19 protein-coding genes are annotated in these 16901 nt (G+C 41.7%); 4 read left to right on the forward strand and 15 right to left on the reverse strand.

Features of this window, described 5'->3' with window-relative positions; genetic code table 11:
• Positions 1-45: 45 nt before the first annotated feature.
• Complete coding sequence (locus BP74_RS18980; protein WP_496376624.1) at positions 46-3678, reverse strand: metallophosphoesterase family protein; 3633 nt, start codon at positions 3676-3678, stop codon at positions 46-48.
• A 6-nt stretch (positions 3679-3684) separates the two neighbouring features.
• Positions 3685-4533, reverse strand: coding sequence for an SdiA-regulated domain-containing protein (locus BP74_RS18985; RefSeq protein WP_496376626.1), 849 nt, complete (start codon positions 4531-4533; stop codon positions 3685-3687).
• Between the two features lie 68 nt (positions 4534-4601).
• Between BP74_RS18985 and BP74_RS18990 the strand changes: the two genes are divergently transcribed.
• Complete coding sequence (locus BP74_RS18990) at positions 4602-5858, forward strand: Pycsar system effector family protein (protein WP_496376628.1); 1257 nt, start codon at positions 4602-4604, stop codon at positions 5856-5858.
• Between the two features lie 76 nt (positions 5859-5934).
• Here BP74_RS18990 and BP74_RS18995 read toward each other — a convergent pair whose 3' ends face one another.
• The 6 genes from BP74_RS18995 to BP74_RS19020 form a co-directional block, all read right to left on the reverse strand.
• Positions 5935-7806, reverse strand: a complete 1872-nt coding sequence (locus tag BP74_RS18995; RefSeq protein ID WP_496376630.1) for a 2-oxoacid:acceptor oxidoreductase subunit alpha — start codon at positions 7804-7806, stop codon at positions 5935-5937.
• 119 nt (positions 7807-7925) lie between these two features.
• A complete protein-coding gene (locus BP74_RS19000) occupies positions 7926-8579 on the reverse strand; it encodes a response regulator (RefSeq protein WP_496376632.1) in 654 nt (217 codons plus the stop codon).
• Complete coding sequence (locus tag BP74_RS19005) at positions 8576-9352, reverse strand: sensor histidine kinase (RefSeq protein WP_496376634.1); 777 nt, start codon at positions 9350-9352, stop codon at positions 8576-8578. The genes BP74_RS19000 and BP74_RS19005 overlap by 4 nt, the downstream gene beginning before the upstream one ends.
• Positions 9328-10005: a hypothetical protein gene (locus BP74_RS19010; RefSeq protein ID WP_496376636.1), complete on the reverse strand. Its 678-nt coding sequence runs from the start codon at positions 10003-10005 to the stop codon at positions 9328-9330. The genes BP74_RS19005 and BP74_RS19010 overlap by 25 nt, the downstream gene beginning before the upstream one ends.
• A gap of 12 nt (positions 10006-10017) precedes the next feature.
• Entirely contained in the window at positions 10018-10284 is a 267-nt protein-coding gene (locus BP74_RS19015) for a hypothetical protein (RefSeq protein ID WP_496376638.1), read from the reverse strand.
• Positions 10285-10498: 214 nt separating this feature from the next.
• Positions 10499-10855 (reverse strand): DUF805 domain-containing protein, encoded by a 357-nt coding sequence (locus BP74_RS19020; RefSeq protein WP_496376640.1) that lies wholly within the window; start codon positions 10853-10855, stop codon positions 10499-10501.
• 189 nt (positions 10856-11044) lie between these two features.
• Between BP74_RS19020 and BP74_RS19025 the strand changes: the two genes are divergently transcribed.
• Both BP74_RS19025 and BP74_RS19030 read left to right on the forward strand, forming a co-directional pair.
• Positions 11045-11242 (forward strand): hypothetical protein, encoded by a 198-nt coding sequence (locus BP74_RS19025; RefSeq protein WP_496376642.1) that lies wholly within the window; start codon positions 11045-11047, stop codon positions 11240-11242.
• A 49-nt stretch (positions 11243-11291) separates the two neighbouring features.
• Positions 11292-12011 carry a PRC-barrel domain-containing protein gene (locus tag BP74_RS19030; protein ID WP_496376644.1) on the forward strand — a complete coding sequence of 240 codons (720 nt, stop codon included), beginning with the start codon at positions 11292-11294 and terminating at the stop codon, positions 12009-12011.
• Between the two features lie 94 nt (positions 12012-12105).
• Here BP74_RS19030 and BP74_RS19035 read toward each other — a convergent pair whose 3' ends face one another.
• Together BP74_RS19035 and BP74_RS19040 are read right to left on the reverse strand one after the other, a co-directional pair.
• Entirely contained in the window at positions 12106-12558 is a 453-nt protein-coding gene (locus tag BP74_RS19035) for a hypothetical protein (protein ID WP_496376646.1), read from the reverse strand.
• Positions 12559-12926: 368 nt separating this feature from the next.
• A complete protein-coding gene (locus BP74_RS19040) occupies positions 12927-13469 on the reverse strand; it encodes a hypothetical protein (RefSeq protein WP_496376648.1) in 543 nt (180 codons plus the stop codon).
• A gap of 166 nt (positions 13470-13635) precedes the next feature.
• On the opposite strand from BP74_RS19040, the gene BP74_RS19045 reads away from it, so the two are divergent.
• Positions 13636-14529, forward strand: coding sequence for a winged helix-turn-helix domain-containing protein (locus BP74_RS19045; RefSeq protein ID WP_496376650.1), 894 nt, complete (start codon positions 13636-13638; stop codon positions 14527-14529).
• An 88-nt stretch (positions 14530-14617) separates the two neighbouring features.
• Here BP74_RS19045 and BP74_RS19050 read toward each other — a convergent pair whose 3' ends face one another.
• The 5 genes from BP74_RS19050 to BP74_RS19070 all read right to left on the reverse strand — a co-directional run.
• Positions 14618-15142 carry a hypothetical protein gene (locus BP74_RS19050; RefSeq protein WP_496376652.1) on the reverse strand — a complete coding sequence of 175 codons (525 nt, stop codon included), beginning with the start codon at positions 15140-15142 and terminating at the stop codon, positions 14618-14620.
• A gap of 147 nt (positions 15143-15289) precedes the next feature.
• Entirely contained in the window at positions 15290-15589 is a 300-nt protein-coding gene (locus BP74_RS19055) for a type II toxin-antitoxin system RelE/ParE family toxin (RefSeq protein ID WP_496376654.1), read from the reverse strand.
• Positions 15582-15851: a type II toxin-antitoxin system ParD family antitoxin gene (locus BP74_RS19060; protein ID WP_496376656.1), complete on the reverse strand. Its 270-nt coding sequence runs from the start codon at positions 15849-15851 to the stop codon at positions 15582-15584. The genes BP74_RS19055 and BP74_RS19060 overlap by 8 nt, the downstream gene beginning before the upstream one ends.
• Positions 15852-15947: 96 nt before the next feature.
• On the reverse strand, positions 15948-16529 hold the full coding sequence (locus tag BP74_RS19065) for a transposase (protein WP_496376658.1): 582 nt from the start codon (positions 16527-16529) through the stop codon (positions 15948-15950).
• Between the two features lie 170 nt (positions 16530-16699).
• The coding region (locus BP74_RS19070) for a hypothetical protein (protein ID WP_496376660.1) at positions 16700-16901 on the reverse strand (202 nt) is incomplete at its 5' end.

The raw sequence follows: 16901 nt of genomic DNA on the forward strand, positions 1-16901 counted from the left end.
CGGAAGGTTAATTGTCTTTCTTATGAAATAATATAACTGAGCTTTTTAAAACTGGAATCCAAAGGTTACATAAGGAAGGATCTTTTCTTCTTTTGAATGGGCAACAGATGCAGTGATCACAAATCGCTGTATAGGCGAGATCCACAATCCACCTCCATAACCAGTATGCCAATTGGTAGATTTTTGTCCATCAGCCCACACCCTTCCAATATCATGAAAAAGGAGTATTCCAAAAGAACCGGGGAAAAGATAGGTATTGAAGTTACTCAACTTAAATCTCAACTCCGAGTTATTAAATGCTGATGTGCGTCCTGCAAAACGATTCATACGGTAACCCCGCAGGTTGTCTGTTCCACCTAAATAATTGGCCTGTGGAAATTCAAAATTTCCAAAGTTGCGGTAGTAGCCAAACCGGGTAGCAAAGACATAAAAAGATTGTGGAACGAAGGAAGCAAAAATGCTCATGTCCCAGCGCACCTGTGTAAGGTTCTTACTTTGTGTGTTGAGACCAAAAAGTTGCCGCACCCCCGCATCCAGGACAAAACCCCTGGTAGGCAGCACCTGGTTGTTTTTAGAATTGATATCCAGTTGCGCTTCAGCACCTACAAAAGTTTTTGGCAGGTAAAGGGTTGCCGGATCCAGCCCATTCAGGTTGGTATTATTCACAAATTTTCCAAAGTTCTCCTGGGCAGGCAATTTGAAATATTGAAATGTCGGGCCACCCAGTATGCGCATCCAGGATTGTAATTGCCTCCTGAATAGTGCAGATGCATTTACTACATTATACCTCGTGCGGAAATACAGAACTTCATCAGTATTTAACACGGTATTATTTCCCAGCCCAAAGAAATTGGCCACATTGATAGGTGCTTTCACATCTGCTTTTAATAACAGGTCAGTATATCCAAACGCTCTTATGATATCTGCCTGATATTTAAAAAACCATGATGATGTTCTTAAAGAATGGCCAACAGCCAGGTTATGCTGCTGGGCATACGGTTCTTTTCTGAAACCATGCGTGGTGTACCTGAATTTAGCACCGAGAAACAAACCATCATCAACGTTATAGGCTATAACAAGTCCCGGGTCAAATACATTGTATTTGTAAAATATACGGCTGTATTCATTGTTCCGCGGGTCGGCACTTAAAAGCTTTCTCAGTCCATCAGCATTGCCTGAAAAATTATTATTTTCAAAGTTCACATCATACACCCTTACATGGCCGCCGGTGCCTTCGTTCACAAAATTATCCTTCCCCGACCCGCCGATGATGCGGATGCGAATAGGCGAATTGCCACCCTTGATAACAAAGCTGTCATCATCTTCCAGCCCATAGATGCGTAATTCCTTTGTGACTGAAGGATCAAACTCCCTGTCATAGATCGTAGAGCTCACAAGCCCCTTCTTGCTGATCTTGTTAATGACGACATGTGTCTTTCCACCCTCTATTTTATCAATCGTAAATAGTTCTTTCTGGTTGGTACCTACTATGTTTACTTCCTTCGCCAGGAAATCATAGTACTTCAACATTTCATTCTTGTAATACTTTTTCCTTTCTTTCAGTGTAGAGATAATATGATCTGTTGTTTTACCCTGTAATTCTGTGGGCTGCCTGGATATGGCAGTTTCAATTACAGTATCAGTCATATATGTAAGAAAAGTATCTATCTCATGGCTCCAGGTTTCCCTGCTAAGCTCATTTAAGAAGAAGCGGTCAAAATTGCGTGCAGGCTTATTGAATGTATTGATGTTCCTTGCCTTTGCCCTGAATCCCTGCAGTTCCGGCACAAGGCTTGGCTGCTTGACAAACCAGGGGATGATGCCCTGGTTGGTATAAAAGGCCTGGTCCTGGTCTTTAGGAATAGGATAATAGATCTTTCCTTTCCCTGTATCCCTCGTAGCCCAGTTCCACTGTCCCTCATGACGGTCAAAATCCATATAGAAATTATCCAGCAACCTTGCTTTTAGCACCTGCAACTGGCCCACATGGTCATCATTATCCTTTGCCAGCCGTAGCACCAATTCATCGGTATTATAGTCCTTACCCACACTATCCGGCTTCTTTTGTTCAAGGATCGCCAGGGTGTTTTTAAAGGTGGAGCGGAATCGTCCCAGCCTGGGATCGTCGGGTATATACACCAGTTTTCTTTTCAGGTTGGGCACCCGTGCAGCATCGGCAAATATGCCCGTTGATAAAGAACCATATGGGTAAGATGCCGAAATACCATCTTCTACCACGTCAATCGCAAAAGGACTCCGCAGGTCTGGTGGAATGGCGGCTTCAGGGAACTTCTGAATGGAACGTAATGACCACTCCTCTCCTTTAGCATCTTCCACTTTCAAAGATTTTGTTTGTTTACCACCGCCTTGCTTTTGTGGCTTTAATCCACCTGCTTCCTTTCCAAGGTCAAGGACAGGTACAGATACTTCAGTTGTCCATTCCTTTCGGTAATTTTTTCCCATAAAAAGGTTCTTCAACCCACTTCCCTTCAACTTTTTATTGGCAACTACCCTAATGGAGTCAGGCCAATTGGGAATACTGTCTTTTGAAATCTTCTCAGGAACGACTTTTATAGAATCCATAGCATGGGAAAACTTTGGGTCATCCAATCCCTTACTGCTAACGGTATAAAACTTTGCTTCAACGGCACCGCTTTTTCTTACTTCCAGCAACGAAAATCCATTTTCAGTAACATTGGAAAACAATAGTTTTCCTTTCCTGTTTTCCTTTACCCTGCTTAGATTAATCCCAGATCCACTTATTATAAATGGCAGGCTGTCATTGATGATCATCTGTAGGGTATGCTCATGACCTGCCACATGAACCACGTTATGGTGACCCTTCATGGCCTTAGTGACAATATCAACAAGATTCCTGTAAAGCGGATGACGGATATCCTGGAGACTGCCAAATACACCCCTTGAAATGGGATAAATAGACCCGATAACAGGGAGAGGTATCCAAAGATTTGGATTGGCAGCTGTAAGTGGAAAAAGGTGCTCTTTCCAGCCATAATCACCACCATGTATCCCAAAAGAATACATGGGATGATGCATGGCTATAATAATTAATTGGTTGGGATGCATGGCTATGATCTCCCTGAGTTCAGTGGCAAACTCTTCCGTGGTTTTAGATTCACACATGGACCCTGGTCCAGGCTTTTCATGAACAAAAAGGAACCATTGGCTGTCGATAAACACTGTTACCACTTTATCACTGATCTCCACGGCTGTTGGTCCGGGGCAACCATCCTGCGGCCATGCCTGTATATTCTTTTGTTCCAGTCCATTGATATAGTTCTGCTGGTTCATAGCTTGCTGCCATCCTCCCAGCTTCCCATTTTTCCAGTCATGGTTTCCCATAACAAAGAATTCCCTAGATTTTTTATCTTTTACCAGGTTTACCTGGGCATCAAGAATCTTTTTTGAATCCTCATAAGTAGGCTCACCTTCCATGGGAAGTCCTAATGGATATATATTATCTCCTAAATATAAAAATGTGGTTTTGGGATCATTAAGATCAACATGGTGACTGATCCAATCCACAACTGGCTGTTTATTACCAACCAGTTCGCCGGCATCACCGATCAAAAATATACGCTGGTTGATGCTATCTACCTGTGCAATAGCAACATAAGATAAGATTAGAGTGAAGAAAGTTGTCATGATTCGTTTCATACCAGGCTAGTTGTTTTTTTTGCTTTCACGGTAAGGGAAAAATAATAAAGTGGGTTTGCCTTCCTTTCCCTCATTTGAAATATACATATCGCCATTGGGTGCAAAAGCAATGCCTTCTGCCTGTGGAAATTTGTCAGGGTTTAATTTGTAAGCTTCAAAAACCTTTCCCCGGGTATCAGCAACTACCAGCAGATTACCGGCTGAGGATAATATATACAAGCGTTTATCAATAGGATTGATGGCTGCTGCAGAAGGATCGAACTTAATGTTTGCATCTTTTAATATTTGCTGGATAGATGCTTTAGTGATCGTGTACAAAGCAGTCGTATCGAACTGTTTGGTTTTCAGATCAAAACGGTAAGCGGTGCGCAAATGATGGCCCTTTTCGTGACTGCAGGTTTTGCATAGCATAACCAGGGCATCTATAGAAGGGTCATAATAAAGGGTTTCAAAATCATTCTGCCCTCCCAGGCCTATACCATAGGATGGGACACCAGTGGTGTCCTGGGCGCCAGGTGTTACAGCTTTGATGATCCCTTTACTTGATAACAAATAAACCGTATTATCTACCTTAGACAGGTCCTCCAGGTCGCTGCCGGAGGGAACTACCTTCCCAGTCAGGTCTTTTAGCTTATTATTTTTCAGCTTTATCTCAAATACCTTTTCCTTACTATCTGAAATGGCAAGCAGGCTGCCTGTGGGTTGATCATAGGTCAACCCCGAAATTTCGTTGAGAACTTTTCCCAATTGCATTTCTTTGGGTTTCTCCAGGTTATAGCCTTCAGGACTGCTATAACCATGCTGTTTACAGCTACACAGTAACGTTGCGGCATACACGAGGAAGGGTAAGGCCATGGTTGGGCACTTAGTTTGAATTAACTCCTTTATCATTTAATACCTTTAATACAAACAATGCACCAACCATGACGGAAACTCAGGAGCAAAATTTGACAGCGGCACGCCATTATGTAACAGATCTCTATAAAAACAACCTTGATCCACGGTTTGTATTTCATAACCTGGATCATACAGAAGATGTTGCAGATGCCTGCAGCATGATGGCGGAACAATACCAGCTTAGTGATGATGATCGTTATGTGCTTTCACTGGCTGCATGGTTTCATGATACCGGCTATACGGAAGGCCATGCAGAAGGACATGAAGATGTATCCGTGCAACTGGCATCCACTTTTTTAAAGCAAAGAGGTGTGGATGATGCCGTGATTCAAAGAGTTACATCTGCCATAATGGCAACCCGAATGCCCCAGTCACCATTAAGCCAGTTGGAAAAGATCCTGTGCGATGCAGACCTGATGCACCTCGCAACAGATGATTTTAAAGCACGCAACCAGTTACTAAAACAGGAAAGAGAGAACCTGTTAGGTCAAAAGATTTCCAGGAAAGAATGGCGCAAGGGCAATATCCAGTTCCTGGAAAGCCATAAATATTTTACCGACTATGGCCAGCAAAAACTGGAAGGACGCAAGCTGGATAACCTGAACGAGATACGCAAAAAGAAAGACCGCAAAGAATTGGAAAAGGGAAGTGAACCCGAAGCCTTTCCCTATGTATATGAATCGGAATCGCTAAAAAGTAATGCTGCAGATATTAAAAATACGGAAAGAGGAGTTCAGACGATGTTCAAGACAACATCTCACAACCATCTTCAGCTCAGTTCCATGGCGGATAGCAAATCGCATATACTGATCTCCGTTAGTTCCATTATTCTTTCGGTGACCTTGTCTTTTCTCATCTCAAGATTGAATTATTATCCTCAATACATTATTCCAACAGGTATTTTAGTTGCTGCCTGTGCCGGTGCAGCTACATTTGCTATTTTGTCAACCAGGCCTTCCATTTCCAAGGGACGGTTTACCGAAGAGGACATCAGGAATAAAAAGACCAATTTGCTTTTCTTTGGAAACTTTCACCGCATGGAACTGGAAGACTACCAGTGGGGTATGAACCAGATGATAAAGGATAAAGAGTATCTGTACAATACCATGATGATGGACATCTACTACCTTGGAGTGGTACTGGCTAAAAAATATAAATTCCTTAGGATAGCTTATACCATTTTTATGTGGGGCTTAATCCTGGCAGTAATTGCTTTTGCCATTGCCGCAATCATTACAGCTGGTACAGATACTACAGCAGTGACACCTGTAATAGATTATTAAACGTAACAGGTACCAATAAAAAAAGCTCTCAATTTCTGAGAGCTTTTTTTATTATCCTTTATCTATTTCAATTCATTTAAACAGATGCTGTGGCGGGGCGGTTGGAGGTTAATTGTTTTATTTCTTCCACCAGTTCGGTTTTGGTAATAGGGATACCCATGATCTTGTTGTATCCTTTAGCATCTACCATGTATTTATCCCTGATGATCTTAATCAGCTGCCCGTTATTGATCTCAGGTACCAATACTGTTTTATAATTACGCAATATATCCCCAAGGTTTCGTGGGAAAGGCCTGAGGTAACGAAGATGGGCATGCGCAACGCTGTATCCCTCTTTGGATAAAGATTCGACAGCTGTTTTGATCACTCCATACGTTGATCCCCATCCCAATACCAGTACATCACCTTTATCCGGGCCGTTATCTATAGTTTGCTCAGGAATATTCAAAGCTATTTTATCCACTTTTTCCTGCCTGAGCTTTACCATTAGCTGGTGGTTTTCAGGGTCGTAACTTACATTACCTGTAATATTTTCTTTCTCCAGGCCACCGATCCTGTGCTCCAAACCTGCAGTTCCCGGAATGGCCCATGGGCGTACCAGGTTCTCATCACGCTGATAAGGCTGGAATTTAGTTTCACCATGCCCAAGCTCAGTTTTATAGGTAACATGTATTGGCCTGAGATCATTGGAAGATGGGTATTTCCACGGCTCTGCGCCATTAGCAATATAACCATCGCTGAGAAAGATCACCGGCGTCATGTGTTCCACTGCTATGCGTACCGCTTCATATACAGCTTCAAAACAATCACTGGGTGTGGAAGCAGAAATTACCGGCATCGGCGATTCTCCGTTTCTTCCATAATAGGCCTGTAATAGGTCGCTTTGCTCAGTTTTGGTTGGCAAACCTGTTGAGGGCCCACCACGTTGCACATCAACAATGATCAACGGGATCTCCAGCATCATGGCCAATCCCATAGCCTCGGATTTTAATGCCATCCCCGGCCCGGAAGTAGTGGTCACACCAAGGTGTCCGCCATAGCTGGCTCCAATAGCTGCACTGATCCCTGCTATTTCATCTTCAGCCTGGAAGGTCTTTATACCAAAATTCTTTTGTTTGCTCAATTCATGCAAAATATCAGAAGCGGGTGTAATAGGATAGGTTCCCAGGAAAATGGTCAAACCGCTTTTTACCGAAGCTGCAATGAGACCATAGGCTAAAGCCTGGTTACCCATAATGCTACGGTAACTGCCGGCTTCTATCTTTGCCTTTTCTACTTTGTATTGGGTGGTAAATGTTTCTGTAGTATCGCCATAATTATAGCCTGCCCTTAGCGCCTTAAGGTTACTATCCAGTATGTCGGGTTTGCGGCCAAATTTTTCCTCCAGGAATTTCTCCGTATTCTTCATATCCCTGTCATACATCCAATAGAGAAAGCCCAGCACAAACATATTCTTGGCCCTGTCCTTTTCCTTGGTACCCATTTGGTATTCCTTAAGAGCTTCGCGGGTCATTTTTGTAATGTCCATACGGATCACTTCATAGCCCTGTAAGCTATCATCTTCAATAGGATTCACCCCATCGGGATAATTGGCCAGGCGAAGGTTCTTAGAATCAAAGCCATCTGTATTGACTATGATCTTACCCCCTTTTTTCAGGTTTTTCAGGTTAGTTTTCAATGCAGCGGCATTCATGGCCACCAACACATCCAGGCTATCACCCGGAGTATAGATGCTATCGCTGGAAAATCGTAACTGGTAACCGCTCACGCCTGGAAGCGTTCCCTGGGGAGCCCGTATCTCGGCCGGAAAATCCGGGAAAGTTGACAGGTCAGAACCTAAAAGAGCAGTGTTATTGGTAAACTGGGTGCCGGTCAGCTGCATTCCATCTCCACTATCCCCGGCAAATTTGATGACTACATCCTGTAGTACTTCCTGTTTGCGTTCCATGTTGGCAAAATTACTATTAGTTTATTCTACTATAGCGGTTTTTAAAAGAGTTTAAATGTTCATGTGAGAGGCATTGTAAACACTCTACTCAGTAAAATTCAAGGCGATCATTCAGCCATTTAGACAATTACCAGCCCTTGCCTGATGGCAAACAATACCAGCCCCACCCTGCTTTTGCATTGCAATTTTTCCAGTAAGCTATCCCGGTAACCATCCACCGTACGTGGGCTCACATTCATCTGGTCTGCTATCTCTTTATAGGTCAGTTCTGTGCACATGTATTTCAACACTTCGATCTCTCTTTCGTTTAGTTTATACCCTTCCTTGAGTGATGCATTTTCAGGATCATCCAGGTGATTAAGGGTATGTATCAGGGTTCCGGTAACAAGATCGGAATGATAAAAACCCTTTGTTGAAAGGTCCCTCAGCGCAGCTTTCAGCTCAGAAGGATCGCTGTCTTTAAGGATATATCCTTTAGCACCGTTTTTCAGCATTCGAATAATGGCATTCTCATCATCATACATCGATAGCGCCAACACCTTGATATCCGGGTAATTATTTTTTAAAAAAAGGGTCGTATCATAGCCATCCATTTGTGGCATATTGATGTCCATCAAAGCAATTTGAGGCTGAGGATGATTCTTTAGCTTCTCTATGAATTGTTTGCCATTATCCGCCTCGAACACCACCTCATAGTCCAGTTCTTTCAATAGATTGGCCAGCCCATTGCGCAATAACACATGATCATCGGCTAATGCTATCGTAATACTCATACCGGAACTGCAATTTGTATTTGTGTGCCTTTAGCAGGCGCGGTTTCTAAAGCAAAATGTCCATTGAGTAGCTCCACCCGGTTTTGCATACTGCGCAACCCAATACCGCGGTTCATGTCACCCTGGTCTGCAGGCAACTCAAACCCATCTCCATCATCCTCTATGGAAAGATGTAAATATCCAGGCTCAAAATTAGCACTAATGGCAATTGTGCTGGCATGTGCATGCTTGATGATATTATTCATGGCTTCCTGCACAATACGGAACAAGATTAATTCTTTTTGTGCATCAAGGGAAACCGGTTCTCCAACTATTTTAAAGGAAGTATGGTAGACTCCGGATTTTTCCACCAGGCCCAATTCAAACTCAATGGCTTTTAACAGGCCTGCAGACAGTATGGAATCTGAATGCAACTTTTTTGAAAGGCTCCGCAGATCGGTTATAGCCTTGCCTACCAGCTCTTTAGAGTTATCCACTTTTTGAGGTATCACTCCAGGCTTGTCAAGATCAATGGTATTCAGGTTTAGCTTTACCAGGCTTAGGGTTTGCCCGATGTTATCATGGATCTCCTGCGAAATATTCTTCAGTGTTTGTTCCTGTATCTCCAGCTGGGATAATAGGATCTCCTGCTGAAATTTGGTTTCCATCAGCTTTTTTTCAGAGGTAAAGGCAATGGATTTTTTTTGATACAGGAGAATGAAACGGAATAGAAAAGTAATCACCAGTAAGGCGAAAACGGCAGCGCCGATCACGATGATGATTTTGGTATCCATTGCTTTGAAAAAATAGCCTTTAAAAAGATAAAGCAGCCCAATGTTAGAAAAACATTATGGAGCTTCCATAAAATACCTACATTTTTGGCGGATACTTCAGATAAATACTCATAGCTGATAAATATAAAGAATGAGCTCCCGAAATAAAAAAGTATTCCGGCAGCGCCCCAAAACTCCTTCAATTGCAAGATATTGGTCGCGGGCAGACCTTCCATCCATCCATAAAAACTCATGAGCGCAAAAGCAACAAAGAGAAAGGCCCCCATGGCATAGGAATAACTATTGAAAGTGTAATAAGGCTGGATAAATAGAATGTTCAGCCCATAAAACAATATGAATAATAAGCTCCCGAAAAGAAGCAGTTTTTTCCTGGAAACATCAGTAAAAAGGTGAAAGAAGTAAATCGAAAATATTACCTGCGTGGTAATACAATTCAGGTGATAGACCCAGTGGTTATTGATCTGGTGGTCCTGTAAAAAATTGGCCAAAGAATTTAACAGCACCTGGGCCAATAAAAAGGAGATCAGGATGCGGTCAAAAGGCATCAAATGCAATCCCCTGTACAAAACAGCAAATAGCACCACCACGAATACAGCCAGTGGTGCTGTTATATCAAGATAGATAAAAAACTCGTTCACTTTATCCAAAATCAATCCCTCAAATTATCAACGACATGGTGGCGGGTAAGGACATCCTGTAGTGGTAGGATCTGTGTTTTGATAAATAATATTGTCACCTTCCGTTAAAGGATTTGCAAGGGAAAATACGGGAAAGGCGTAAGAGCAGGCTTTACCGTCTTCAGTACGGCCAGCCGTAAAAACAAATCCTTTTAATTCCTTTGCTCCCAGTTTTGTCCTTGTTTCTTCAGCCTCAAACCTCGTAAGAAGGTCTTTCAATTTTTCAATACTAAAATAATGTTGGCCTGTATGCATAACAAATGGTTTTAAACTTCAATCCTTTTGCCAAAGATGAACATACTAAATCAAAGGCACAAACGATTTTAACGGTAAATACATAGTGTTTTCACGTACCAATCTTTACACTTGTACAGAAATGACCCTGTTTTATATTGTATGCCACATACTGTGGACGGGAAAACAGCAAGAATTAGAGGATATATTCCGGAATTATGAGATAAAGAACTGGTTAAACCTGTTCAACTGTTTGTTCCTCAGCCAGTAACTCCTCCAACAGATCACCGCGGCCTTTGGGATCCCTTCCATATTCATTGGTCTCAGGTTCACCATCCGCAAATAATAGCCACAAAGAGTAAAATGGGATCAATTGCCAGCCACCGTTATTTCCCCGGTCATGACATCTTTTTGCTCCCTGTGCCAGCATGAACCATAGCATGGGAATGATAGCAATAAAAATAAGCCCTTCAGAATGCAAAGTATTATCCAAAACCTCCAGGATCAAATACCCTGCATAATACATGATTAAAGATAAGCCATACTCCGTGCGACGTATACGGCCTTCAAATGAAAAAGGATGACGAAACATATAATTAGTTTGGTTGATAACAATGTAAACACATATTTATTCTTTTTATAATTATATGTCTTCAATCTGAACCTTATAAGAGCTTTCACTTATATGTTTGAAGCAGGTTAAGCGGACTATCCATTTTTGTTGCCATTACGGGTGGCATAAATTTTATTGCTACTAACAGGAACAATTATAATAGAAACTATGGCAAATATTGATGTACAACGGAAAAAGAGTTCTCCCCTCCCCTGGATCGTATTGGCAGTGATTATCCTGGGCATACTGGCTTATTTTTTATGGAACAGGTATAATCATACGGGGGCAACAACCACGACAGTAACAGACTCAACCCAGGTGCATGACACCACCAGAACCTACCCGGTTGATACATCGAAGCACTAACTTGAAATGAATTCTTAACCGGGAGCTATAGCTCCCAAAACTCTATATTATGTCAGATAAAAAAAATAAAAGGCTACAGGAGTTAAGAGGCTCCGATTTTGAAATAGCAAAAGGGCAGCCCGATATACGGGGTTGGGAAGTGCGTGATGTACAAGGCCGCCTGATGGGTAAGGTAAGGGAACTTATTTTTGACTCCAGGGATCATAAGGTCAGGTATATGGTGGTAGATGTAAGAGACAGCAGGGAACTGGAACTGGAGAACAGGACTGTGCTGGTACCGATAGGGCTTGCAGAGCTGGAACCAAGGCATGATGATGTGATCCTTCCTAAAGTAACACCTTTCCAGCTGAGGGCTTTGCCTAAATACAATAAGGAAGACCTTGGCACAAGGGCAGAAAAGGCAGTAAGTACAGTCTTCGGCCGTAATACGGATAATTATGCTGATGACGCAGACCTGGGCGCAGGATTCTATGACAATGAAGATTTTAATGAAGAAAATATGTATCGCCAGCGAAAAATCATGGCAGGCAAATACGCCTCAGGGCGGGAGAACAGGGACATGGATTTAGAAGACGATAAAAGAAGGAGAGCCGAGCGCCATTTGAAAGAAGAAGAAATTGGCACTCCTATCTCATATGTTGACCCTGTAGAAGCTGAAAGATTACATGCAGCACGCTTGCAGGAAGAACGAAATGCTGAAGAAGCCGATGAAATACGCAGGGAAAGAGAAAGAAGGGATGGCCTCAGCCGAAGGAACCTGGAAGATTAATAGATGATAACGAATATGCTAATGTACAAATCAGCAGCCTTCGGGCTGCTGATTGTATTATGCAGGTATCGATAGGGAATTTTAAAATGCGGTCCTATTGCTTTGTAAATACCAATAACTCGTTATCAACAGGTTCGGGATTGATCAGCGAGATATTTGATGAACTGATTGAATTAATATTCCATGTCCCGTTCAGGCGGATCAATGGATCATCAGGCCCGGCATTCAAATTAAATGCTGCATTTGTTCCTCCGGAACCATAATATCCAACCGATGCTGGTATATAAGACCAGGTACCGTTCAGAACCGCTGCTTTATTAGTTATTTTTAATATGCTGCCCGCAGAAAAAGTAAAAACATAGTCTTTGAACAACGAGGTTTTATCTTCTGTTCGCTGCGAATAGGAACTAATGGTCCAGGTTCCATTCATTACTGTTTGATTAACGTCAGGATTATTATTGGAGGTTGTATCGCTTGAACCGCTTTTTGAACAACCTGTGCTTACAGCCAATAATATCACCAGTAGACTGTAAAAAGAGCTTTTCATTTTATTAAGTTTAGCAAGGTGCAGTAAGAAGTGTCACTAAATACATACGTATATTTTAACCGGAAGTTGGTCGATACACTGATTAGTTCTTTTACCCGTAAATGGGCATGGGAGAAAACCTGCACCCTGGGCACTACATAAGCTAGCGCCTTTTGTGAAGCCACCTGGTGGAAGGAATCCGTGTAATTGCCAACCAGGATCTTTCCCTGATGGGCTATTATGAAGAAAGAAAAGGATGTGATCACAAAAAACTAATCACCTGGCTGGCTGCAAAGACTTTAAACAGGATCTATCATGTGATTGAAATCGGGGAAACTTATGAGCTACTGAAGCTTAAAACCTGTTATAATCTTATTTACCTGAGGATCTCAGCAACCACCCTTTCGAGGGGGACGCTTATACATGATTTTACTATCTCTTTCTACATAATCGCCCGACACTATGGGATATGAATACTTGGGAGCATGCGATACACTATGGCTTCTTATAATTATTTTGTCATTAACTTTCAGGCTATGCAATTGCTGAAATTCATTAGAGTTTTCAACCCCAAAACTTAAAATATAATCTTCACCATTAATCCTGGCCATCACGCCGAAACCTAATCGTGAACCTGGCGGAAGAGAAAGAGAGGTTACAACAGCCTCCATATTGGTAGAATCATTTTTATGGTTCCGTATTTTAGCTTCAGCTGCAAAAACTTTTTTACCTTCTGGAGACACTTCCCATTTTTTGTACTTTATACCATCAGGAGTAGCCTCCCATCTTTCCCTTTCAGCTTTCATTTCAGCAGCAGAGAGTGGCTTTGGGGCTGATTTTTTAGAAGCTTCATTATTCATTTCGCGATTGGCAAATACCAGTCCGCTTACCACAACCAGCGGTAAGATCAGAGTATAAATAAGTTTTTTCATGCTTTTTGTAGTTTTAATTAATTATCTCCTGATAAATCAGATCCGTTTAAGGCATTTCTTTTTTCGTATCCTTTTAATGTTGGTGCAACAAAAATACTTTGATGGTATCCAGGCGGAGGAATTTGATTGTAATTAATAGTGTAAACTTTGTAAATAATATCTTGACATGATGCTTGTTAGAAGAAATCTGTTGCCAGTCAAACGAAAGTACATTGTCGGATTATTACTACTATTGTTTATCTCACTAATCTGCCTGGCTTTCACCATGACTGGCAATGATGACTTTGACCTTGCCAGAAGGGAAATTTTACTTCGCCGGATCGGGCATGAAATACTCCTTCAGTCGGGCGACAGTACATCACGGGTACTACCGGTAAAAAAGATCGCCAAAAATGAATACCAGATCAGTTTTGAAAATGCATTTACTTTTCAACCCGAATCCCTGGTGAATACTACGCAGCGTTTGTTAGCCAAAGACCCGTTCGCAAGTGATTACGTTGTTAATGTACTGAACTGTGCCAATGCCAGCTTAGCCTATGGATATGCTATATCAAAAAATAAGAAAGATGATATTGTAGCCTGTATAGGAAGAAGGCAACCCATAGCGTGTTACATGGTTAATATTAAATTCAAACCAACAGGAATAATTACAGCAAGGAATGGATATCTCGTGGGCAGCCTGGCTGTTTTAGCATTTATTGGATTTGTTTTTTCAAGATCTGTTAAGCCGCGGAACGTCGTACCTGGCAGTGAGCCTGCCGGTATATTCACCTTAGGGTCAATGTCTTTCGACGCAGAGGCTCGTAAGCTCATGATAAATGGAAAGACCTTAGACCTGACCAGAACTGAAAGCCGTGTACTGCGCATTTTCGCCTTGTCTCCTAACGAGGCTATAGAGCGTAGCCGGCTACAAAAGGAGATATGGGAAGATGAAGGTGTTATAGTAGGCCGCAGCCTGGATATGTTCATTTCAAAATTGAGGAAAAAACTGGAATCAGATCCAAACATCAAGATTGTTGTCCTACGCGGCAAAGGATACAAGCTTGAAATTAGCGCTTAGGAAGACCTTCTTGCTTCGAACTGCGGTTCGTCCGCCGCTGTTGCGAAAAACAAATGTTAGGCGCTCTGCAGGTCTTCAGAAAAAACCCTCATGCGGAGACCTGACGCTCCGATCTGTTTTTCAAGTAGTAAAAAATATACCTGAACTTTTCTTGACCGCGGAAGCAAACCCCTTGCTCTTTTAAATACGCTTCGACTGGTCTATAATCCGCTAAGTTGAAATCGGAAAAAAGCAACTCCTCCCCATTGAACAAGTGCAGCATCACTCCCTGATAATCACCCATCGTGGTGTGTACATAGGTGGCAGCATAAGATTGCACCTCTGTAAGTTGAATGATTCTGTTTCGGTTGAACAAAAACGAAACCAAAAGCGTACCTGCTGCAGTGTCAATGATCACAGCCATTGGTAGTTTATACAGACTGGTTAAGACAAGAGATATTAACGTCAGCAACAGCAATAAAACACAGCTCACACCGATCACTGATGGTAGTGGACGCCTGACTTTCGCACCAAAGAACCGTGAGAATACAAGGAGGACCGTAGCACCGACCAGTATTGAAAAGACCACCTTGCCCCAAAATTGTCGTTTGTTATAAGAAATGATCTTTTCCATTGTTAGCGCCTAACGGAAAGGGCTTGCCGCTGTTCCGGAAGTTCCTGATCCGTCTGCATGGTAAGTTATTTAAATGTTGATTAAAGAACAAATGCTGAATGATTGTTCGTCAGCCGGTAGAGGGGCAAACTTGTGTTGTGCGAAGTCCTATTCGTCTATTCGGGATTTCAAATCCATTCGTTGGTGTAAAATTCTTACAATCTCGATGTCAATGGCTTTTACCAGTCGATAGAAAACGATGTGTTTACCGACACGAAGTCCCAATATTGTGCTGTCAATTTCAGCATAGTTTTTACCTAACTCAGGATTTTGAACAATCTCCTCGAAAGAACTAATTAAAAGTTCATAGTATTTGTCGGCCTGGCTTTCTGACCAAACTTCATAGGTATGCTCCCAAATCCTGGAAAGGTCTTCTACCGCCTTGTTGGTCAGAATATACTTAGCCATTTCGCTTCTTACTGGCTTTTAAGCTTTGCAGATGCTTTTTAGGATCGAAGTTTTTAGCAATCCCGCTATTTATCCCCTCTTGAATGGCGCTTTTCAAGGCTGCAATCTTATTTTCTTCCTCTTCCAAAAGTCTCAGTCCGGCACGAAGGACTTCACTGGCATTTTTATACCGGCCTTCAGCAATCCTGTTTTCAATAAAATCTTCAAAATAGTCCCCTAAGGAAACAGAGGTATTTTTCCCCATCGTCAAAGCTTTAATCAAAGTTACCAATTTTTGGTAATTCCTCCAAGGGGCTTTTTGAAAGTGGCAGGCAGTAGATTACTTCCACCGCGAGTCTCCTGAAAGGGACTCGCGGATTTACTGATACACATTCTCCCAATCCAGAAATTCTTCATAATGCGTCACTTCACAGAATCTTTGTTTCTTCTTAAAGTAGAATAAACAGGAGGAATGAATATAAGCCTCATTATCATTAGCTAACCTCCACTTGCCCTTTACAGGATTATCATGAATGTAATTGAGTTTTTGTAACAAGAACTTTTCTGTCCTGCATTCCTTTATATCAAAGCCCGGTTTCCATATCTCATTCTTCTTTCCCCTTGATCTGTCTTTGGGCTCTACTCCTGAGGCTAACAGATTCAACAATTCATATTCATTTTTTTGCTGTAGCTTTTTTACTATATCATAAGCCAGGAACCTCTTTCCATTACCTATTATGGTATTTAGTTTATTAGAAGTGTTCTTATAATTGATTAGAAAGTGTAAATGATTAGGCATGATCACATATCCTACGATATCATTTCCTTCCTTTTTTATTACTTCAAAGAATTTATATACATCATCATAAGCACCAGCGGTATCAATTAATGGAAGCCAATTATTACAGGTAAATGTTATGAAGTATACACCTTTTGATGTAACTATGGTTTCAATAGCCATAGTTCAATTTACGTCATCAAACTGAAACCCGCGAGGTACTGTCTGAAAAACCAAATTTATTTAGACATATTTTTTAATTTTAAGTAACGAAAGAGAGCATACGGCGATAGCTCGACGGATGTTCATCTTGTGTAGCTCTGTTCAACAACGGAGCTACTTTTTTTCTGCACCTATGCTTCAATATTAACGAAAGAGAGCGCCAGCTCCTTTTCTCCGGATGATTTATACCCATAGAATGGATCATATGCTTCATCTTTCTTCCATAATGTATAAACTAAAATGAGCAGCTTCTTTTGAACAGCTGTATAAGCTTTCATTTTTACCTTCGTTGTTTCATATATCCGATTGTATAGATCTGCAAAAGGTTTTTGC

It is taken from the genome of Flavisolibacter ginsengiterrae DSM 18136 (assembly GCF_059568575.1).